General features: G+C 55.7%; 17 protein-coding genes. 3 read left to right on the forward strand and 14 right to left on the reverse strand.

Annotated features, from left to right (window positions below):
* Positions 1-246: 246 nt before the first annotated feature.
* From CNE01S_RS22225 to CNE01S_RS22275, 11 genes are all read right to left on the reverse strand, one after another.
* Entirely contained in the window at positions 247-1,197 is a 951-nt protein-coding gene (locus tag CNE01S_RS22225; protein ID WP_061278645.1) for a type III secretion protein, read from the reverse strand.
* 178 nt (positions 1,198-1,375) lie between these two features.
* Positions 1,376-1,561 carry an HrpT family type III secretion system protein gene (gene hrpT, locus CNE01S_RS22230; RefSeq protein WP_061278647.1) on the reverse strand — a complete coding sequence of 62 codons (186 nt, stop codon included), beginning with the start codon at positions 1,559-1,561 and terminating at the stop codon, positions 1,376-1,378.
* A 9-nt stretch (positions 1,562-1,570) separates the two neighbouring features.
* Positions 1,571-3,640, reverse strand: a complete 2,070-nt coding sequence (gene sctC / locus CNE01S_RS22235; protein WP_061278673.1) for a type III secretion system outer membrane ring subunit SctC — start codon at positions 3,638-3,640, stop codon at positions 1,571-1,573.
* A gap of 135 nt (positions 3,641-3,775) precedes the next feature.
* Positions 3,776-4,006, reverse strand: coding sequence for a hypothetical protein (locus CNE01S_RS22240; protein WP_008460979.1), 231 nt, complete (start codon positions 4,004-4,006; stop codon positions 3,776-3,778).
* A gap of 104 nt (positions 4,007-4,110) precedes the next feature.
* A complete protein-coding gene (gene sctL / locus CNE01S_RS22245) occupies positions 4,111-4,731 on the reverse strand; it encodes a type III secretion system stator protein SctL (protein ID WP_061278649.1) in 621 nt (206 codons plus the stop codon).
* A 3-nt stretch (positions 4,732-4,734) separates the two neighbouring features.
* Positions 4,735-5,352, reverse strand: a complete 618-nt coding sequence (locus tag CNE01S_RS22250; protein WP_061278651.1) for a hypothetical protein — start codon at positions 5,350-5,352, stop codon at positions 4,735-4,737.
* A 5-nt stretch (positions 5,353-5,357) separates the two neighbouring features.
* Entirely contained in the window at positions 5,358-6,158 is an 801-nt protein-coding gene (sctJ, locus tag CNE01S_RS22255; RefSeq protein ID WP_061278653.1) for a type III secretion system inner membrane ring lipoprotein SctJ, read from the reverse strand.
* A 6-nt stretch (positions 6,159-6,164) separates the two neighbouring features.
* A complete protein-coding gene (locus tag CNE01S_RS22260) occupies positions 6,165-6,578 on the reverse strand; it encodes an EscF/YscF/HrpA family type III secretion system needle major subunit (protein ID WP_061278655.1) in 414 nt (137 codons plus the stop codon).
* Positions 6,579-6,643: 65 nt separating this feature from the next.
* Complete coding sequence (locus CNE01S_RS22265) at positions 6,644-6,853, reverse strand: hypothetical protein (RefSeq protein WP_016535500.1); 210 nt, start codon at positions 6,851-6,853, stop codon at positions 6,644-6,646.
* A gap of 94 nt (positions 6,854-6,947) precedes the next feature.
* Positions 6,948-7,922, reverse strand: coding sequence for a sigma 54-interacting transcriptional regulator (locus tag CNE01S_RS22270; protein WP_061278657.1), 975 nt, complete (start codon positions 7,920-7,922; stop codon positions 6,948-6,950).
* An 806-nt stretch (positions 7,923-8,728) separates the two neighbouring features.
* Positions 8,729-9,754 carry a lytic transglycosylase domain-containing protein gene (locus CNE01S_RS22275; RefSeq protein WP_061278659.1) on the reverse strand — a complete coding sequence of 342 codons (1,026 nt, stop codon included), beginning with the start codon at positions 9,752-9,754 and terminating at the stop codon, positions 8,729-8,731.
* A gap of 198 nt (positions 9,755-9,952) precedes the next feature.
* On the opposite strand from CNE01S_RS22275, the gene CNE01S_RS22280 reads away from it, so the two are divergent.
* Positions 9,953-10,453: a lytic transglycosylase domain-containing protein gene (locus CNE01S_RS22280; protein WP_061278661.1), complete on the forward strand. Its 501-nt coding sequence runs from the start codon at positions 9,953-9,955 to the stop codon at positions 10,451-10,453.
* 66 nt (positions 10,454-10,519) lie between these two features.
* Here CNE01S_RS22280 and CNE01S_RS22285 read toward each other — a convergent pair whose 3' ends face one another.
* Positions 10,520-10,903 (reverse strand): hypothetical protein, encoded by a 384-nt coding sequence (locus tag CNE01S_RS22285; protein WP_061278663.1) that lies wholly within the window; start codon positions 10,901-10,903, stop codon positions 10,520-10,522.
* A 932-nt stretch (positions 10,904-11,835) separates the two neighbouring features.
* On the opposite strand from CNE01S_RS22285, the gene CNE01S_RS22290 reads away from it, so the two are divergent.
* Complete coding sequence (locus tag CNE01S_RS22290) at positions 11,836-12,369, forward strand: hypothetical protein (protein WP_072279208.1); 534 nt, start codon at positions 11,836-11,838, stop codon at positions 12,367-12,369.
* Between the two features lie 163 nt (positions 12,370-12,532).
* Here CNE01S_RS22290 and CNE01S_RS22295 read toward each other — a convergent pair whose 3' ends face one another.
* Complete coding sequence (locus CNE01S_RS22295) at positions 12,533-12,958, reverse strand: type III secretion system chaperone (RefSeq protein WP_061278668.1); 426 nt, start codon at positions 12,956-12,958, stop codon at positions 12,533-12,535.
* Positions 12,959-12,962: 4 nt separating this feature from the next.
* A complete protein-coding gene (locus CNE01S_RS22300) occupies positions 12,963-18,455 on the reverse strand; it encodes an AvrE-family type 3 secretion system effector (protein WP_245874277.1) in 5,493 nt (1,830 codons plus the stop codon).
* Positions 18,456-18,743: 288 nt separating this feature from the next.
* Between CNE01S_RS22300 and CNE01S_RS22305 the strand changes: the two genes are divergently transcribed.
* Positions 18,744-19,865, forward strand: a complete 1,122-nt coding sequence (locus CNE01S_RS22305) for a ribosomal protein uL16 3-hydroxylase (RefSeq protein ID WP_061278671.1) — start codon at positions 18,744-18,746, stop codon at positions 19,863-19,865.
* The last annotated feature ends 87 nt before the right edge of the window (positions 19,866-19,952 follow it).

A 19,952-nucleotide genomic window follows, 5' to 3' on the forward strand; every position in this document is an offset into this window, starting at 1 on the left:
TATTCACCGACGATGCATAATCGCGGGTATCTGTAACTAAGAGACAGCGTTTAAGGAGAGAGTCGAATAATTTTTCTGCACTCGTATGCGCGAGCATGATCAAGACAAAAAAAGACCGGCCTCCACGCGATTAACGCAGAAAAACCGGTCAAACAGAGGGCGAAGAAGAGTTTCGCGAAACACGCGTGGTGAAGTTAACCTGCACCTCGCGTCAAAAAGAACATCTGTGGATTACAACCCAATCTCTTAAGCCAGTACGGCGCTGGCCAGGTTCATCAGCGCGCCGTGGTGATGCTTCATGGCATCTTTGATGATATTGCCGTTAAACAGCTGTGCGTCGGCGTTCATCAGCAGGCTGGAAGAGCCGTTGCCCGGTGCCGTAGCGGAACCTGGGATAGAGCCACCGACCATGGAGGTTTTCAGATCGTTTTTTGCGGACTGGAAAGCTTTCAGCGAATCGCCGCTCAGCGGCTTGCAGTTTTTCAGCGCGTCTTCCCAGCTGGATGGGCCTTTGCCAATGTGCACCAGGCCAGGCATACCGGCACCCGCGCTCTGCGGCTTGCCATAAATCTCCGGGTGCTGATCCATAAATTTACCGATTTCAGCGCGGGTCTCTTTCGAGCCGCCGTCAACTTTACCGCCGCCGCCCAGCATAGCGCTCAGGCCGCTGGTGTCTGACTTCACGTCATCCAGCGCCTGCAGGCCCATTTTGCTGCCCAACTGGCTGCCCATGCTGTTACCCAACTGGTTGAAGCTGTTCGCGCTGTTTGCGCTGGTGGTGGAGATCGGCAACTGGACCAGGCCAATGCCGGTAGAAGGTGACTGCAGGCCGTTGCTCATGCCGCTGTTGAAGGCATTCATGTTGCCTGCACCCGCCTGGCTATTGAACGGAGAGTTCTGTGAGTTCACGCCCATCTGCTGCAGCACCTGCTGAAGCATCTGCTGCATGTTGCTCATTGCCAGCGTGTTGCCCATGCTCGCGCCGCCCTGACTCTGCGGAGACATAAAGGTGTTGTTATTGTTGTTACCGTTCATGCCGCCAGAGAACAGCAGGTTGGTCAGCTTGGATGCAATGTCGTTCACCATCTGATCGCCAACGTTTTTCAACAGGTTAGCGGCCATACCTTCTGGGGTTGCGTTCAGCGCCAGCTGCGGTAATGCAGTGGCCAGATTCAGCATATTTCCAATCGTACTCATTCGATTACCTCACCATGACAACGGGGTTGATACAGGCGACCAGCCCTGCTGGTTCGCAGTATTAAGACGCCTGTTAAGTGAAAAGAAACCGGCTTCGGTTCCACAAAACTGCCTGATATCAGGAAAAAAAAGGTTTTTTAACAAGCAGGCGTGAAAGCAGTCACGCCCGCTCAGGCACTCAGCGCACCGGCATCTGCGTGTAATCCTGCACGCCGTTACGCATATCGTTCGGCCACCAGATGGTCAGGTGGTGGCTGTCTGACACCGGCCTGCAGGCCACGCTGTCACAGCCGTTATCATTGCGGGTGGCGCAGCCGCTCAGGGCAAACGCCAGCGCCATCAGGAACAAAATCGAAGGTTTCATCGTGGCTCCTTAATGCAGTACAGGGCGCGGCGGCAGAAGATAGCTGCGCGATCTTGAGGAATTCACCGGCAACGACGATGAAGAGGTCAGCAGCGACTGGCGGCTGCGGCGCCCTTCTCCCCGCGTGCGGTACGCGATATACACTTCTGCCGACTGGCCTGGTGCCAGGTTGCCGCCCGGCCATGCGGCCACGGCCAGCACGTCATCATCGCGGCAGTTGGACTCGTCAAAACGCTGTGGTTTGCCGCTGATATTGCGGATAAGCCCAACGCTAATTTGTACCGACGAATTGCTGTACCACTGGCTGTGGGAACTGTCTGATGAAAGCCCCGGCCCCACATTGCAGAGCTGGCCAATGCCCACGCCTTCGCCGCCTGCCTGGAATCCGGTGGGGACTTTGTCTTCCGCCAGATCACGCATGGCGTTTTCAATATCGCCTTTCATCGAGCTGTAGCGCTGACGAAGCTGTACTTCATTCATTGCCGAAGAGAGCTGCTGGCGATCCTGCTCGTCGATGTAGCGCGTCGGGTCCACCTGGTCACCCACCAGATGCGGCGTGATGATGAACAAGCGTTCGCGCTGCGACGTCTCGTGGCTGGTATAAGAGAAGAATTTTCCCAGGTAAGGAATGTCACCCAACAGCGGAATACGGTGGTCGGTGTCGCCGGTTTCACGGGAATGGAAGCCGCCCATTACCAGCGAGCCGTTCTGCTGCACCAGCGCCTGAGTGCTGACCGTGGCACGCTTCGCGCCGGTTGCCACGCCGTCATCGTTGACCTGGACTTTGCCGTCTTCCACATCCACCACCAGTTGCACCGTGCTGGTTGGCCCGTTGCCGATGGCGCGCGGCACTACCTGCAGGCTGGTTCCGGCGGTGACGGGCTCAATGGTCGCCACACGCTCACCGGTCGCGGTAATAAAAGCGGTATCGCTCATGTCAATCACGGCGGGCTGGTTTTCCAGTGTCAGAATCGAAGGGTTGGCGACGATAGAGGCGTTGCCCTCCCCTTCCATCGCCTGGATCTGGGCAAAAAAGCGGCTGTAGTCGGTCACGAATAGCGTACCCGCGCCCTGCAGCATGGAGGAGCCAGCGGTGATATTGCCGAATGTGCCGCTGAGGTTGCTGGAGAACTTCGAAAACGCGTGGCGGTCGACATCAATAATCATGGCGTCGATTTCCACCAGCTTTTGCGGCACGTCGATTTGTGAAATCAGCGCCTGATACTGCTCGCGGCGTTTAGGATCGTCCCGCACCAGCAGGGCATTGTTGCGCACATCGGCAGAGACCAGCGGGTTCATTTCCCCTTCGTCATCGCCGCCTGCGCCACGCATACGGCTGTCCTGGCCCTGAATCAGCCCGGAAAGAATGTTGTCCGATTGTTCCTGGAATGATTTGTTCAGGGCTTCACGCGAGCTGCCTTCTCCGCCGGGGACAATCCCTTGCGAAGAGCGGTTGCTCTTTTTGCCCAACAATTCGTTGAGGATGCTGGCCACGCCGGGCACCAGCAGCGTTTTCTCACGGTATTTGATTTCGCGATCGGCCACTGAGGCATACTTCAGCGGGAACGCCATCATCTCTTTGTTCTGCTTTTTGTCTTTGTCTTTGGCGCTAAAGTCCGCCACCAGCGCGACGTACTCCGGCGGACCGGTGACAATCACCACGCCATCGTCCGGCAGTTCGCCATAGCCGAATTTGTCTTCCAGCAGCCCAACGTCACGCAGCGCCTGCTTGAGATCCGGCGCGGCATCCGCTGAAACGCTGATGCGCTTTGAGGTTTCTGCCGACTGCGGGCTGACGAACAACGAGCCGTTATAGACAAACCATTGGAAGCGGTACTGCAGCGCCAGGCGGTCGAGGAAGGCCACGCCGCTGTCGGAACGCAGGCGTCCGTCCACTACGCTGTCGGGCACATCTCCTAAACGCAGATTCACGCCGTGGCTGCTGGCGAAATCCTGCAATACGGTGCGCAGCGGCGTGCCCTGGGCAGAATAGGCATAGGCGCCATTTTGCCAGTCGGCAGGCGTTTGAGCGCTCACGGCTACGCTGTAGCAGCCGGCGGTTGCGGCCAGGGCGAACATGGCTGAGCGTAGTAAACGAACGTGCTGATTCAACGACTCTTCTCCTGTAATCGACGGCATAAAGCGGTAGCCATCCGGGGTGCAAACTGCGTTAAACAACGGCTTACTGATACGGATAAGCCGTTGACGGCATAACTAGTTGATAGAGTCGATAATCTCCTTGCTCAGGCTATGCTTGAGCGACCCCAGCTGGCTGTCGGTAAAGGTCGCTGCCGCCTCTTTCATCAGGGCGTTTTTAAATTCCACCATGTCGCCCATGCTCGGCGCGGGCTGGCCTAGCGTGCTCTGCGCCAGCTCGGCAACCGAGTGATGCAGACGGGACAGCTGGCTGTCGAGATTGCGCTGAATATCAAAGGAATTGCTCATACGTTTCTCCTCGCGTTGAAATCGCATGATAAGTGGCAGCAAAAAGGTGGCGGTTCCCGATGCGGGAAAATTAACTTCCCGGCGGGGCGTTGCTCTGCAACAAATTAACTGGCGAGGCGCAGCAAATGCTGCTGAAGCGAAGCCCAGCTGATACTGAATTCACCCTGCGCGGTTTGCAGCAGCAGGGTTTCGGCCGCCAGCGCGTCGTCGGCGCAGCGCGTCCAACCTAACTGGGGGCGAGCGGCCAGCCAGTTCGCCAGCGGGGCTTCATACTGTGAGGGATGATAAAGCGTGACGTCCGTTGCACGGGCGCTTGAGGCCATGAGCTGAGTCAGCAACGCCGTGAGTTTTTGTTGTTCGCTCAGGCCACCAAACAGCTGCTCAAAAGCGGCCGCGATCAGCGCCTGCGCCTGGCCGACAATTTCGGCACTTTGTGCCTCCCGCTCGGCCTGCCAGTCGCTAAAAAAGGGCTCGGCCCGTAGCCAGAAATCCCGTTCGGCCTCTTCACAACGGCTGGCGGCCAAGCGTTCGGCGTCGGCCTGTGCCTCGGCGAGCATCCGCTCAGCCTGCTGACGGGCCTCCTCCAGCAGGGATTCACTCTTGCGCATTGCCTGTTCAACCAGGCTCTGCGCCTGCTGCTGCTCCTGCAGAGCGGCGTGAGGCAGAAGAACGCCTTCAATAACCTGGGCGTCCTCTTCTAAAGCGAGTTTACGGCCAATCCACATGCTTTATTGCTCCCGTGAAAAATCGTTCAGCGCTGGTGTTGGCGCCCGTTGAGCCTGCCAGATCGCGCCATCCCATAGCGCCTGCAGGCGATTTAGCGGCGGCGCAGGGTCATCCGCAAGCCATGCTTCACACCGCAAGATGACGGCCTGAGGGAAACTGAACCGCAGCCGCTGCCAGGCCGCAGGCGTCAGAATCGGGCGCAGCAGACAGAGTACGGCGAGTTTCGGCTCTTCGTGAAAACTAAGACTTGCGGGAAGCCAGACACCGGGGCGCAAACCCCGGGTTAGCCGTTCGCACCAGATCCGCTGAGGGGCCTCAAGCGGTCCCGCCCCGCTCCCGGGCTGGCAAACCTCAGCCACCAGCGCAAAAAGCGTTTCGCGCTGGGCTGAACCAAGCGAAACCAGGGCCAGCAGGCGGGCATCAGGCGTTTCCGGCAGAGATTCCTCCAGCGCAAGCATGGCCGGCACGGCCTGCGGAGACTTGAGCATCAGACTCTGGCGTCGTGCCTCGTCCAGGCTGAACCAGGGCAGCCCGAACCAGCTGGCATCCGCCTGCCGCCAGAATTCCTCCTGCCACCAGCGAAGCCATTTTTCAGCCAGCGTATTATCCCAGGCAACCACCGGCGTTACCGCCGCTCTGAGGGCACAACGGCCAGTTCAGTCGAGCCTGAATTTTTGCCGCGCTTCATCGCCTTTAATTTCGGCACCAGCGTAAAGATGCCGCCTAACAGCAACAGCAGGCCGATCAGCGAGAAGAACAGCGTTCTTACCGTGGCATATTGCGAAAGCGTCAGTTGGAAAGGCCCTAATGTCACCAGCTCCACGCGGTCGTGATAGGCCGCCGCGGGGACAAACACCACGGAAAGCGCACCGTCATTTTTCCCCGAAAGCCCGGGAATACTCGCCGCCACCAGCCGGCGGATCCTGGGCTCAATGCTGTCGGGGTCCATCTCCGGGGTGTATTTAATAAACACCGACGCCGAGGCTGGCTGCACCGGTTCACCGGGCGCAACGCGTTCGGGCAGGACAACGTTCACCCGAGCCACCACCACGCCGTCAATTTGTGAAAGCGTGGACTCCAGCTCCTGGGAAAGCGCATAGATATAGCGGGCGCGCTCTTCGAGCGGGCTGGAAATAATGCCGTTTTTCTGGAACACCTCGCCCAGGTTGGTGCGCGCTTTGTGCGGCAGCCCGTTGGCGTTGAGAATGCGGACGGAGCGTTCAATATTATCCTGAGCCACCAGTACGGTGACGCCGGTTTTATCAATTTGCTTGTCGGCTTCAATCTTGTATTTCGAGAGTTCGGAAATGATGTCATTGGCATCGTTTTCCGTCAGGCCGGTGTTCAGAATGACCTGTGAGTCGCAGCCTGCCAGCAGCAGGACCAGCAGCCAGGGCTGCAGGATTTTTCGCCAGCGTCGTTGCATGATGGATTACTGCAGGTTGGTCAGTTTATCGAGCCCCGAAATGCTCTTCGAGACGATTTTGGCGTTCATCATGCTCTCCAGGTAATAGTTCGAGAGCTGGTCATCCACCTGGTTGAGCACCAGCGGATCGGTGGAGCGCGCGGCTTTACGCAGCACGTTATTCATCTGTTTCTGGTCGCCTTCCATTTGCTTGAACATGCCGGAGGCTTTTTCAAACATCGCGGCAGGTTTCCCTCCCACGCCGCCCATCGCCGAGGCCGCATCCGGCTGTTGCAGCGCGGCTGAGAAGAAAGCTGCATCGCTTTGGTTCGCGACGTTATTGCCGAACGGGATGGAAGGCTGAGTGGCCGGGCTGGATGCAACGCCCAGAGACTCGGGTTCTGGCAAAGGCATACCTGTCGCAGGATTAAGAATGTGCATAAGAGAGTTTCCGCCAGCAAAAGAAAAGATCAGGGATCCACGCCGGGGCGAATCCCTGATTAGCATTAGAAGGAAATTTTGTTCTGTGCCAGAGAACTGATCATGGTGGTGGCGGAGTTCTGGTAGCCGGATACGTAGGCGTTCTTACGGTCACGTTCAGCTTTGTCCAGAGAATCCTGCATGGATTTGTTTTCGATAGAGTCCATCTGAGACTGGAAGCTATCTGCTAGGCTGCCGCTTGCGCCTGCGTTATTACCGGTGTTTACTGATGGCATGATGTTTACTCCTCGTTAATTAAACAGCAAATGTTGTGTCATTCACTGATTAAGTGGCGCGGCGAAAGCCTCAGTTCCAAAAAAATCTAAAAAATTAATTTTCCTTTTCAGTCAGAGACTTAATTCTCTGATACAGCGTTCTTCTTGGGATACCCAACTCATGTGCTGCGCTCACAACCCGGTTTTCATGCCGCGAGAGGCAGTCTTCTATCAGGCTGTACTCTATCCGCCGCAGCCGTTCACGCAGCCGCACGGAACGCATCTCCGGGTGTGCAACCTGCCCAAGGGCCGGCAGCCCCAGCACAAACCGTTCGGCCGCGCCTTTTAATTCGCGAATATTCCCCGGCCAGCGGTGCATCAGCAGCGCTTCGCTGAGGTGCTGAGGCATTGGTGGCAGCGGGCGATTAAGCCGAATCGCCGACTCCTGCGCAAAACGGCGGAACAGGGGAATAATGCATTCCACGCGCTCACGCAGCGCCGGAAGCGAAATCTTGACCGTCGTCAGGCGGAAGAAAAGATCCTGGCGGAACAGCTTTTGCTCCATCAGTTGGGCAAGGGGCTTTTGCGAGGCCACAATCACCCGCAGGTTAAGCGAAATAGACTGCGTGCTGCCCAGGCGCCCAACGGTGCGGGTTTCTAATACCCGCAGCAGCTTGGCCTGCAGGCTCAGCGACATGCTGTCAATCTCATCCAGAAACAGTACGCCATTATTGGCGCTTTCAATGTAGCCGGCACGCGAATGAGTCGCGCCGGTGTAGGCCCCCGCCGTCACGCCAAACAGTTCGCTTTCTGCCAGCGTTTCGGGGATCGCCGCGCAGTTAATCGGCACAAAAGCGCCACGACAGCCAGAATGGTCGTAAATACGGCGAGCAAAGGTGTCTTTGCCGGTGCCCGTTTCGCCTTCCAGCACCAAATCAACCTTCAGAGGCGCTAACGTTTGCAGCCAAATATCCAGCCCATCGTGCACATTTTCAGACGCGGGTAATGCGGCTGCGGACCGCGGCATATTCAAGTCGATATCGACCGGAATATGCTTTATCTCCCAATGATTCGAACTGTTTTCTTTCATAAATCCCCCGCTGCCTGGCTTATTCAAGGTCTGGCGTATGAGTCCCACTTATGAACCATAAACGTGAACCACAAAATGATTGCCGCCTGCCGCCGTAAGCAAAATACGGTAGCACGCTAAATGAATGAGTTTTGTTTATGAGAAGCAGGGATAACCTATCACCGAGCCGCGGTTTCACAATCAGACAAAATTTTAGCCTCATGTAGGAATATCCCTACAGAGAAATACAGATTTAACTGTTCCGATGTCTGGATAGCCGTTGATTTTTGGCGTCATAAAATTGTCGGTCGATGACGCTTATTGAGATTAACTTCGTGAGCCTGGCTGAAAAAAAATGTGGGATTGGCTGAATATGTCCAAATGTATTAATAAGAATCCAAATATATCAAAAATAAATTAACTAAATGATTTTTATGATTAAATTAATTAAAAACAGACAAGCCGCTGCGTTTTACCTCCGTTTAGCGCAAAAAATGAAGTTTTGCCCGACCGGCGCATGACGCCCGACGGATTCTCCGACAGTGTTTCCTCACAATCGGCAAAGGCGATAATATATATTTACGATTATTTACATTGAAAGGCCGATATGGAAACACCCTTTTCTTTTTGAAATATATTTCACTTTTAGTATTTATGTTTAATTGGGAACATTCCTGGTCGCACTTACTGCGATTAATCACGTCAATTTAGCTTGTCAAAGAAATAAACTGCTTTGTAACTAAAAAAAGCAGCCACTCTTTTTAAAGAAGTGGCCACTGAATAACTCCGTTTTGTAAAGAAACGGGTAAAAAATTAACGCGCCACAATCAGGCGAATTTCGCCATGTGGCTGTTCACTTCGTTAACGTAGTTAGGGTCGCCTAAAGAGACGCTGGACAGGTTGTGGAGATTCACCTGATCGTCGCCGGAGTTATAGGCACGAAGCGCGGCATCATAGCTGCCGAATTTCTCTTTGCCTTCTTTCAGCATCAACGCCGAACACATGATCTGGTTGGCCGGCGAGTTCATGTCGCTGCCGAGCTTGTCCGGGTATTTGCTTTGCATCGCCCGGTAAGTGTCCGGGTTGATCTGGTTCATGCCGCTGTCGGTCAGCCCGTTGCCCGGGTTGGTGGATTTTGCATTCACGTCGCCACCGGACTCCTGCATCGTCAGCGCGGCTAACAGTTTGGCCGGCACGCCGGTTTCTGCGGAGGCTTTTTCATATTCCCCCCCGAACTGGGAAACAATTTTTTGCAGCGTAGGATCGCTGGTTTTCAGGCTGGTGTCGCCCGGCGGCAGGCTATCCGCAGACGGCCCCGACGCACCAGACGGACCGCCAGACGGCGCGGCCGCAAAGTTGTTCAACGGCCGGCCCGCATCTCCGGCCCCATCGCTGCTGCCGCTACCCATGCCGGAACCTGAGCCGGAACCGGAACCAATACTGCTCGCCGGTGAAGAGGAATCATCGTCGCCTTTACTTTGCCCGGTGTTCATGTGAAAGAGCTGCATCAGCTCTTTCAGGAACTGCTGCAGCATCTGCTGAAGTTCCTGCATCATGCTGTCGGCGGAGCCGCTGCCGTCGCTTGACGAAGCATTCGCCGGGTTAGCTGCCGGGCTGTTGTTACTGGCCGGTGAGTTGCCAAAGTTGATTGCCGAAGGCTTGTCCGCTGCGCCCGTGTTGGCAAAGTTCAGCGCCAGCGGAATCGCCAGCGTGTTTCCGCCGTTATTCAGCAGCAGTTTAGCGGTAATGCTGTTACTGCCGTTCTGTGAGTCAGGTGACGCCCCGTCCAGGCCTGGAAAATGGTTTTCCGGCAAAAGAGGTGAGAACCCACCCGGTCCTGATGATATCTGCATACAACACACTCCCCTAAGTGATACCCAGTAGCAATAACCGGCCGCCGCTTAACCGCACAATGATGCTTAGTTTTCGCCACGTCCGGGATGTTCAAGTGAGTGAGAGGCAGGGGCAAAGAGTTCCTAATGTGGCAAAAAATGGGAACCCCGGCGCGTTTTTCGCCACACAGGCCTGTAAGAACCAAAGGAGATTATTCGATGCAGACCAAACAGTGGCGCTGGGGGCTTTTGCTGCTCTGCCTTCCGGCCCTCGCGCAGGCCGAATGCTTTACCCGCGTAGGACATGCCTTTGGGATTGCCCCGGCATTGCTGGAGGCCATCGCCTGGAAAGAGTCGAAATTTAGCCTCTCATCGGTGAACGCCGCCAATTCAAACCACACCGAAGACGTGTGCATGATGCAGGTGAACAGCGTGCATTTTGGACGACTGAAGCAGCTGGGCGTGACGCGCGACACTCTGCTGCACGATCCCTGTACCTGCATCGCCACCGGCGCATGGGTTTTACACGGGCTGTTCCGCCAATATGGCCGCTCGTGGAATACCGTCGGCATGTACAATACCGGCCCATCGGAAAAGCGCCACCAGCTTCGTCAGCGCTATGCCGATGACGTCCAGCGCATATACAAGATTCTGCAAGAGCAGCAGCCCGCGCGGCGCGAAGAGGATTTTTTTGCCAGCAACGAGGCTGTTAAAGGATAAAAGCTCGGCAAGTTGGGGCAATCTCGTCAGAGAAAAACTCTTCCAGGAGAAAGCATGAGCGATTTATTAAAGTTGTTTTATTGGGTATGACTTTTTGCTGGCAGAACCATCGCCATAGGTTTCAGTGATAGTTAATATCTTGCCATCAACTGAATACGTTACGACGCTATCTAAAGGATCGTCACGCCAGCGACCAGTACTGTCAGGGTTATCCGATGCCCACATCACTTGGTTGCCAATCAGTTTGCACTTGATACCCCAGCGGGTGTTATCGTTCTGCCTGAAGTAATGCACATAGGCAATGCCTGATTCAACTTTATCCAGCTTCATAATTTTGTGATCGCGGCCAAACATAGCCGCAGCCGAAGCTTTGCAAATCTGGCCGACATCAATATCTGCTGCATATAAAGATGAACTGAAAAGCAGTGGGATAAGCAGGAGTTTTTTCATTTTAAAGCTCCGTATATATGAGTACGATATTTATCGGCAGTTCAAAGAATAACTTTACCCAGCGTTGCCTATTGAAATTAAGAAATAATTTCGGCGTGTGATAATTTATAGATACATATTTTCTGGTAACATCTGGATGGGCACCATGATCGTTACGGTGCCAATCTGGGGGCAGTTATTACCGTCATTCGGCTTCTTAACGAGGCCGAATACTAAGGATTACCAGCTGAGCGTCTCATCCCCTGTCAGTATCTTTCCTCCGCAAGTCGTGGCGTCACCCACTCGCAGATAAAATCCCATTGCCCCATCAGTGCGCTCTCCAGTCCCTGCAGATGTGCCCGGCACGATCTTGCTCGTGCTTAATTCCATATTTAAAGCATGGTTATTTTCGGGCGAGATATTAGCCGATATATGATTTGAATCAAAAGGATTTTATTTTTACGAGTTCAGATAACGTATTGTCGTAATTTATATTTACGGCTTTTGTGCATTATAATTACGTTGTTTTCTGGAGCGGTGCTCTATAAGTCTTGATGTTATTAATTATGTTTTAAATCAAATAGTAATGGATGATGCTGGTGTTTATCTGACGCGCTGTATTCAGGGTATTTATACTGTAACAAGGCACATTAAGATATTTTAAAATGCCATTAGTAAAGAGAGGAGTCACATATTTGTGAGCAGATTTATTTATCAGACAGCGATTCGATAGTGCCTTTTTGCAATTCTCCAAAGCGTTTCATCATTCCTGCGAGCCGCCTCGAAGTTTGCCATTTTGCCTGATTTTTCAACTGGGTTACTGTGCAGTCGTCCAGTATGATCGGAGGAATGAGTAGAAAATAAGGCCAAGCAAGGCCGGAAAAAGAAACGCCCCCAAATGGTGGTGGAACACCAGAAAAGGGCTAACCAAAACTGTTAATCGGAGTAACAGCATGGCTAACGAAGATAGTAGCATACAGGCAAGCTCAGAAATCCCCCCACACGACCGGGCGTTTGCGGTCACTCTCGCAACCTTGCTAGAAAAGCCGCAGGGAGCAGCGATGGATCTCTTCCAGGTACTTGATACCTGTGAGCAATACGCCGGGCATTTGCTTGAAAACAAAAATCACACGCAACGCATGGCGCTCTGCGGCCGCCTGCTCGCCGGGCTGGAAGTATTAAAAAGCGTTCTAAAAGCCCCGCTGCCGGACCACCTGGTAGAAAAGCTGACGCTAAAAGAGATCGAAGCCAGCATCGGTGACACCCCGACAGCAACCGACGCCGAAACGCTGCGCGAGTACTGCGCGGCATTAACCATTGTCCTACTGAATCACCAAGAACCTCCGCATAAAAGGCAGCAAATGGCCGAACTTCTGTATGAGATGATCCTTACGCTGACAGAAGATTTAAAAGCGCCGAGGTTTGTTCGCTCGTCGACGGGTGAATTAAAGAATATAGAGGCTGCGGCGGTGACTGAGGTGCACTGATTTTATTCAATCAGATTTCAGGCCGTTGAGCGTAAAGCGCGTTAGCCGTCATTTCAGGGTTCATGCTCAAGCATGAACCCTTTTCGCTACGGCCAGCGTACCGGCATCCGCACCTTAATCTCCAGGTCTCGGGGCGATTTCCCGATTTTTTATTTCCCCATTATCAGCGCGGGGCAGCCGCTTCCAGCAGCGAAGGCAGCTCGGTAATAAATGCCCTGACCTCGCCACTCTGGCTGATAAATGCGTTCAACCAGCCAGCAAACCGCTCGGCATCCAGGGCAAACATTTCGCACTGGGTACACAGGCGCACCGCATTGTTACCGTCCAGCGCCAGCCAACAGCCGCGCATCGCGTTCATTTCAAAGTTCATCGCCAGCAGGTTCGGCAACAGAGCCGCATCCTGCCCGGTCAGTCCCCCTACCCGGCAGTGCAGCACCACCGCGCTGCTCTCCGGCGGCAGTTCAATCACCGCCGCCTCTTGCTGCTGCGCATTCGTTAGCAGGCATACGCCGTCTTCAAGACGAAGTGAGATCTTTTGCTGTTTTCCCCAGGCATCAAGCCACTGTTGAAGCTGTTGCTGCATCGTCATTGCCTTATCCTCCTTTCACCATAAATCCTGCATCAGCAGCGTCTTTCAGCGCTGATTTCACCTCTTTTTCTGCCTGGGCTACGCCGCCGTCCACGGTGTAACTGAGTGGTGCACTGTCGTCGTCGCCGTAGCTAAAGTTGATGGTGCCCAGGTTTTCATTCATCGACAGCGACACGCCGTTAGAGCCGCCGAGCAAGAATGACGGCGTGGAGAATCCATCGGATTTGCTCTGCGTTTTAGTAAACGCAATGGATTTCAGGCGCAGTTTGTCGCGATCTTTAAGCAGATCGACAATCGAGTCCTGAGTAACCGTATGGTTTGCCCACTGGTCAGCCAGCTTCTCGCGCGGCTTAGTTTTCAGCTCAAGGGAGACCACCGCCTGGGAGCTGCTGTTATCCTGCAGCCCGCGCAGAAGCGCTTTCAGCCGGTAATCCTCGCCCATCATCTGGGTAATGCGGTCGGCGTTACTTGGCGAGAACTCACCTTCCATAAAGTGACGGACAAAATGGAACAACCCGTTACTGTCGATGCGCGAAAGGTTCTTATAGGTGGACTGATATTCCGCCTTGTTCACCAGCTGCTGCTGGTTAAGCACGGCATTTTGCTGGCGCACGGTTTGCTGCAGCGACTGCAGCGCCGCCTGCGGGCCGTTCCCCGTCAGCTCATGGTGCCGCGACGGCGGAATAAAGCGGGCAAAGTGGGTTTCCAGTTTGCCCAGCAGCTCTCCGGCTGACATCGGCAGGCGCGGAGCCCCTTCCGCCGGCGTTAGCTCATCCAGAAGCTGGCGACTGGCGAGGTCGGTAAACTCGCCGCGTAGCCCGGTGATAAGCGCATCCACCTCGTCATTGGTCGGTTCCGGCTGCGTATTCTGCACGGAGAGCGAGTCGGCCTGCTGCTGCCGGGCAGTAAGCTGCTGCAGCGTGTCGAGCAGCGGACGGCGCGCCTTCGCGTTATCGGCAGGCGGATACCAGCGGGTGAAATGGGCATCCAACTGGCTGAGCTTCTCGGCCACGGAGACAGGCAGTTCCCCTTCTTTCGGCTCCTCTTTCAGTTTGGCCAGTAATTGCGTGGAGGCGCTGTCGGTAAACTGCTTGCCCAGCGTGGTCATCAGTTTTTCCAGGTGAACGCCCTCCACCGGCTGGGCATTTTTTAAGTCCACCGTGAGGCTGTGGGTTGTTCGGTTGTTGATCGACAACTGCACGCTGGCCCCCACGCCGACGCCCATCGAGAAGGGATCTTTGTGCTTCGGCTGAATCGTGGTACTGACCGGAATGGCGATGTTGGCTCCGGCGTTCATCTGGTTAAACGCCCTCAGGCGATGGTCACTGTGGCTGACGCCCTGGCCCTCAGCGTTACGGGAGTCGGTCCGCTCGCGACTGCCTGCCAGCAGGTTAGTGTTGGCATAGACCCCACCGCCCAAGCGGGCACTGGTAGGAAAATCTTTCTCGTGACTGTCAGTAAACGGGAAGCCGACGCTCGCCAGCGCGGCGGCATTGATGTCCACGCTGAAGCTCTGGGTCGCCCCGCTCTTCACGCTGTGGTTGGCCCCCCGGTTCAGAAACTCCAACGGATCCAGCGTGCCGCTGCTCAATTGGTCGATAAAGCCGGGAAGTTCGTGTTCTGCCAGTTCAAACGAGACGCCGTGCTGGGACTGAAGTTGCCCGCCCAGCGTGACGCCGCCGCCCAGCCGGACGCCCTGCGACAGCGGATGTTTATGGTCGCCATCGAGGTAAACTTTGTGGGTTTTGTTGTAGTCGGTAAGCACGTTGTAACCGACGCCCACGATGCCGGTCGCCGAAACGGCACCGGTTCGCCCGAAGCTGACGTTAATCCCCGTATCGCCGCGAGAAAAACTCATGGTGTAGCCACGGTCAGCGCCCACTTTTCCGCCAACGCCCGCGACAACCTGGGTACCCGGTGCCACCGTGGCGGTTGCGGAAGCTCCATAGGTGCGGCTAAATGCCAGGTTTTCGCCGCTCTCAAGAGAGAGCACGGTGGAAACCATTTTGTCCTGCATTTCACGCTGGCTTTCCGCCTGCATGACCGTTTTGGTATTGATGTTGACGCCGTGGTTTTCCTTACTGAACGCCTTGGTCATCGCCTTGATAGCGTCGTAGTTAGCCTCCAGAGACTTGTGGTTGCCAAAGCCCTGGGTGGTCACCGTTTTGATTACGTTGCCGCCCCATTCGCTGTCCCTGAGTCGGGCAACGTTGGCGGCAATTTCCGTCATTTTGGCCGAACGCTCAGGATCGCTCAGCAGCGAGGCCTGGTGGAGATCATCCACCGAATCATGCAAGGATTTCAGCGTCAACACGTCGAGCATCACCCTGGATTTCACCAGCCCGATGTCGTCATGAATATCGCGCTGTCGCCCCATCGGCACCTGTTCTTTCTGGTGATTAAGCGTGATTTGCCGTGCCTCCAGCTCGGCGATAATCGCCCCCGCATGGTTGCTTTTATCGGCAGGGAAGCGCCGCAGCAGCTCGCTCAGTTGCCCGGTCAGGTTATCCTGGCGGCTGCTGGACGGGTTCAGTGCCCCGCTTTTGCTGTGGTTCAGGCTAAAGCGAGACGGCGTGGCCTCCTGCCGACGCTCATCGCGCACGCCATAGTGTTGGCCGATCTGCTCACAGTAATGCGTGCTGCTGTCAGAAAGCTGGCGAGCAAAGCTACTCATCTCTTCCAGCAGAGCTTTTTCCTGTGGCTGCCACTGGCGACCCGTTTCCCCGCTCATGATCTCGAGGCGTTGGCTTAAGCCCGGGCGCGGGGCAACTCTGGCCGGCTGCTGCGAGAGCGCCTTCAGCCGCTGGGTCAAATCCCCCTGCTGCTGGTAGACGTCTTTCAGCCCTTCACGGCCGGCATAGCGGTGTTGAATAGAATAGGCGGCGGTTTTTATCGGGCGTGGCCATTCAAGCGAGGGTCGGAAGGCAAACGTACTGAGACGTGTGCGGAACGAGGTCCGAACCTGTTTGCCATCCTGCCCGGTCTGACCGAGGAAGTTCACTTCGCGTTTGAAGGTGATCCCGGTGCCCGGCAAACGCCAGTCCTTTGACGCTTTAGTCAGGCGCTCATAGTTCTGACGCGCCACGTTTGGCTCCACCACCGGCGCGGTAGCCGGTTCGCCTTTTTCCCAGGCCCCGGCTTTGAAGACAAACGTATTGCCCTGCTTATCCAGCGCGCTAACCTGCCCTTTCGCCGAGGTTTGTAGCGCGGTGAGTTCAGGCTGGCTGCCGTCTTCATTTGCCGGCAGAACGGCCTTCGCTAATCCGTCGGCTTTCCCGCTGTTCCAGTGATTTTCCGACAGGCTGAACAGGCTCCCCTCTTTGCTTAACAGCCAAAGCTGTTTGTCTTCACCGAGGGCGAGATCGCTGACTTTTGCGGCATCTTCTTTCCCTGCGCTGCCGGGCACCAGCTTCTCAATTTGCGCCTGCAGAGCCGCCTGGCTTAGCGTCTGGGTGGCACGCTGATTGCGGCGAGTCGTCGTGTCTATGTGGTGGAAGCCGATATCCCCTTTTTCGTTCACCGCCAGATAGCGGCGGCTGTCGAGCACCGTAAACGCCTGCGCTTTTTGCGCTTTGTCCAGCCCGGCAGTGGCCAGATCGGCGCTCACGCTTTTGGTCACCTGCGGCAGCGCAAAAACGTTGCTGCCGTGGTCAACTTTGTTGCTGCTCAGGTTTACTTTAAGGCGCTTCAGTTCGCCGTCTTTCATCAGCCATGGCTGGCCGTCCAGGCCACACTGTAGCTTATCCGCTTTCTCGTCGGAAGCGGCCCACAGGCCGGTGGTTTCGTTGAAGTAATGCACTTTGCCGTCGTGCAAAGCCAGCTTGCCGAGCCGCCCGAGATCCACCACATCGTGGGCGGCAGGCGTGACCTGCGGCAAGCCTTTTTGATAGTCCAGCACCATGCTGTCGCTTAGGTTCCAGCTGCTTTGCGGCTTCAGGTCACCACCGTGCCAGTGGAAGGTGATGGCGTGCTTCTGGTCGTACTTATCCTTCACGATAAGGTGCAGGCGATCGGTTTCGTCGGCCAGCATATCTTCAATTCGCGCGCCATCTTCAACGGTCGCGGTCACGTATTGCGTGATGTTATCCAGCAGCGGTTTATGTCGGGCCTCCCCAAAGGTTAGCGCCGTGCTTTGTTCATCCGGTTTGTCGCCGCAGTGCAGGCGGCCATTGTTGTCTAGCGCAAACAGCAGCGGACCATGCAGCGCCGTTTTTTTCAGCGTCATGTTCTCAGGCAGCGTCAGCATTTTGGGCTGAGGATCGGTCGCCGCCAGGTTGGCGACCCAGGCCACCTGCGGCTTTTTCTCATCGTCGCTCAGCAACACCAGAGCATCGCGCTTTTGGCCCACCGCGTAGTGATCAATTTTGTGCTCAAAATTGACCTTGACCGTATCACCCACGGCGCTGCCAAGCTGTTTGTCGTCATTCACCCGCCACAGCATGCCGTCGCTCTGGCGTGACAGGGAGGAGAGTTTGTCGTCCTCGCCGGAGAGCGATTGCCAGGCGTTAGCGGCGCTGTCAAAACTGTAGAGTTTTTTGTCGTGCAGGCGGTAACGCGTGCCGTCGCCGTCGGTGACGCTGTCCGTCAGGCGATCGCGGATGCCCGTTTCCGGCAGGCGTACTTTTTCACCGCCGATATCGACGGTCTGGCGATCGTGCCAGGAAAGATGTTGCCCGGCAGGCTCCAGGCTTTGACGGCGCATAAACCCCCGATGGGGCTGATGTACTTCCCGCCACTCTATTTTTTGCTGACTGTGGCTGAGGGCAATAAACGCGCCGGGCTGGCTGCGCAGCGTCATCAGCCGCCCTTCTTTATCCAGCAAAACATGCTGATGGCCGTCGTCGCTGGCCAGATGGTTTTGGTAACGTAGCCGGTCGTGGCCGATGGTTTTTTCCATCAGGGCGTGAAGAGGTGCAGACGTAGCAGGCGTATCAATCTCAATCCGCCCTTTTTTATCGAGCGACAGCCGGGTTTCCAGCAGCATATTCTTTTCAGGCTCAATCTCCGGCGGCAGGTCGGCAAAGTGGCTGCCGGGCGTCCCCACTTCATTGCTGGGGATGGCGTTCGGGTCAGACACATCCGGCTGGCTGTAAACGCTGGCAGAGCTGGCGCTGGGCTGGCTGTAGAGGCTTGGGCTGCTGGCGCGTGAGGCGTTTGCGCTGGCCTGACTGTAGAGACTTGGGCTGCTGGCGCGTGAAGTACTTGTCGTGACGGGAACAGTGATTTGCGCGGCGTCTTGTCCGCCGCGATGCCGCCCTAGAAAACGACTGAATATCCCTTTTTGCGAGGTCTGCGCGTTTGTCGCGCTCTGCCTTAGCCCGCCGGGAGGCGGCGTAGCGCCAGACTCAGCGTGCAATGACCCCGACGCGGTTTGCGTGGGTGGAGCCTTGCCTTGTTTTATCGCCGAGGCGCGTGACTGCCCCTGCTGTAAATCGGTAATTTCACGGTCGCTGATAGCTCGCCCTGGCTTGATAAAAGCCGATATTCCTAATCCCATGCTGTTACCCCTTAACAGTCAAACACGTTCTCCGCTTAGTCAGTGGTGGGAATTCGGTTCCGGTTCCAGGCTAAATTTTCTTTAACCCCGTGTAAAACCTGACAAAACCAGATACGACAAGGGTTGCAAGCCGGTTTAACGCCAAAATAAATTCAGAAAAAACCGATAGCCCCGCCGTTTTATGTCCGGAGAAAAAGTGGGAATGTCGCGGCAGATTGACCCATGACAAGGTCGGCGGAAGACGTCGCTCTCTATAATCGGCCTCCTTCCGCACAGGGGTAAATAACCGTGGATTATCAACTCAATTTCAACTGGCCAGAGTTTATGGAAACTTACTGGCAGAAAAAGCCGGTGGTGCTTAAAAACGCACTGCCTAATTTTGTCGATCCTATTACGCCCGACGAACTCGCCGGTCTGGCGATGGAAAATGAAGTCGACAGCAGGCTGGTCAGTTTTAAAGACGGGAAATGGCACGCCAGCAATGGCCCCTTTGAACACTTTGATAATCTCGGCGAGACAGGCTGGTCGCTGCTGGCCCAGGCCGTTAACCACTGGCACGAGCCCGCCGCCGCGCTGGTGCGCCCTTTCCGCGTGCTGCCGGACTGGCGCTTAGACGACCTGATGATCTCGTTTTCCGTGCCGGGCGGCGGCGTTGGTCCGCATATCGACAACTATGATGTGTTTATTATCCAGGGCATGGGCAGCCGCCGCTGGCGCGTAGGCGATAAGCTGCCGCTGAAGCAGTTTTGTCCGCACCCGGCGCTGCTGCACGTTGAGCCGTTTACGCCGATTATCGACGAAGATTTAGCTCCCGGAGATATCCTCTACATTCCGCCAGGTTTCCCGCACGACGGCTTTACCCATGAAACAGCCCTGAACTATTCGGTCGGCTTCCGCGGGCCAAACAGCCGTGATTTAATAAGCAGTTTTGCCGATTATGTGCTGGAAAATGACCTCGGCGGCGATCATTACAGCGACCCGGACCTCACCTGCCGGGCAAACCCAGGCAAAGTCGAAAACTACGAACTGGAACGCCTGCGCAGCATGATGACGGCGTTGATTAGCCAGCCGGAAGCGTTCAATCAATGGTTTGGCAGCTTTGTCACCACGCCGCGGCACGAATTAGATATTGCCTCCGCAGAGCCGCCTTACGAGCCGTCAGAAGTGGCCGCCGCGCTGGCTGACGGAGAAGAGCTGGTTCGCCTGAGCGGGCTTCGGGTGCTGCAGGTTGGCGAGCATTTCTTCGTGAACAGCGAGCCGCTGGACGTCACCCATCAGGCCGCCGCCGTGGCCATGTGCCGCTATACCCGGCTGACAAAAATGGAACTGGGTGCAGCCGTTGCGGATGACGAATTTATCCGGCAGCTGACGGCGCTGATTAACCAGGGGTACTGGTACTTCGAAGATTAAGTTTGCCTCAGAGCTGTCTCTTTGCCACAAATACGCACTATGAAAGACTCGCTAAGGTTCCGTTCACTTCGAGGTCTGCTTCACATA

Origin of the sequence: Cedecea neteri NBRC 105707 = ATCC 33855, assembly GCF_001571265.1 — a bacterium.
Taxonomy (GTDB): domain Bacteria; phylum Pseudomonadota; class Gammaproteobacteria; order Enterobacterales; family Enterobacteriaceae; genus Cedecea; species Cedecea neteri.

What these genes read in the sequence shown, in the direction of transcription:
- CNE01S_RS22300 (WP_245874277.1), bottom strand. Translation starts at nt 18,455, where the DNA reads ATGGGATTAGGAATATCGGCTTTTATCAAGCCAGGGCGAGCTATCAGC.
- sctL (WP_061278649.1), bottom strand. Translation starts at nt 4,731, where the DNA reads ATGTGGATTGGCCGTAAACTCGCTTTAGAAGAGGACGCCCAGGTTATT.
- hrpT (WP_061278647.1), bottom strand. Translation starts at nt 1,561, where the DNA reads ATGAAACCTTCGATTTTGTTCCTGATGGCGCTGGCGTTTGCCCTGAGC.
- CNE01S_RS22265 (WP_016535500.1), bottom strand. Translation starts at nt 6,853, where the DNA reads ATGCCATCAGTAAACACCGGTAATAACGCAGGCGCAAGCGGCAGCCTA.
- CNE01S_RS22290 (WP_072279208.1), top strand. Translation starts at nt 11,836, where the DNA reads ATGGCTAACGAAGATAGTAGCATACAGGCAAGCTCAGAAATCCCCCCA.
- CNE01S_RS22260 (WP_061278655.1), bottom strand. Translation starts at nt 6,578, where the DNA reads ATGCACATTCTTAATCCTGCGACAGGTATGCCTTTGCCAGAACCCGAG.
- CNE01S_RS22270 (WP_061278657.1), bottom strand. Translation starts at nt 7,922, where the DNA reads ATGAAAGAAAACAGTTCGAATCATTGGGAGATAAAGCATATTCCGGTC.
- CNE01S_RS22225 (WP_061278645.1), bottom strand. Translation starts at nt 1,197, where the DNA reads ATGAGTACGATTGGAAATATGCTGAATCTGGCCACTGCATTACCGCAG.
- CNE01S_RS22240 (WP_008460979.1), bottom strand. Translation starts at nt 4,006, where the DNA reads ATGAGCAATTCCTTTGATATTCAGCGCAATCTCGACAGCCAGCTGTCC.
- CNE01S_RS22285 (WP_061278663.1), bottom strand. Translation starts at nt 10,903, where the DNA reads ATGAAAAAACTCCTGCTTATCCCACTGCTTTTCAGTTCATCTTTATAT.
- CNE01S_RS22295 (WP_061278668.1), bottom strand. Translation starts at nt 12,958, where the DNA reads ATGACGATGCAGCAACAGCTTCAACAGTGGCTTGATGCCTGGGGAAAA.
- CNE01S_RS22280 (WP_061278661.1), top strand. Translation starts at nt 9,953, where the DNA reads ATGCAGACCAAACAGTGGCGCTGGGGGCTTTTGCTGCTCTGCCTTCCG.
- CNE01S_RS22275 (WP_061278659.1), bottom strand. Translation starts at nt 9,754, where the DNA reads ATGCAGATATCATCAGGACCGGGTGGGTTCTCACCTCTTTTGCCGGAA.
- sctC (WP_061278673.1), bottom strand. Translation starts at nt 3,640, where the DNA reads ATGTTCGCCCTGGCCGCAACCGCCGGCTGCTACAGCGTAGCCGTGAGC.
- sctJ (WP_061278653.1), bottom strand. Translation starts at nt 6,158, where the DNA reads ATGCAACGACGCTGGCGAAAAATCCTGCAGCCCTGGCTGCTGGTCCTG.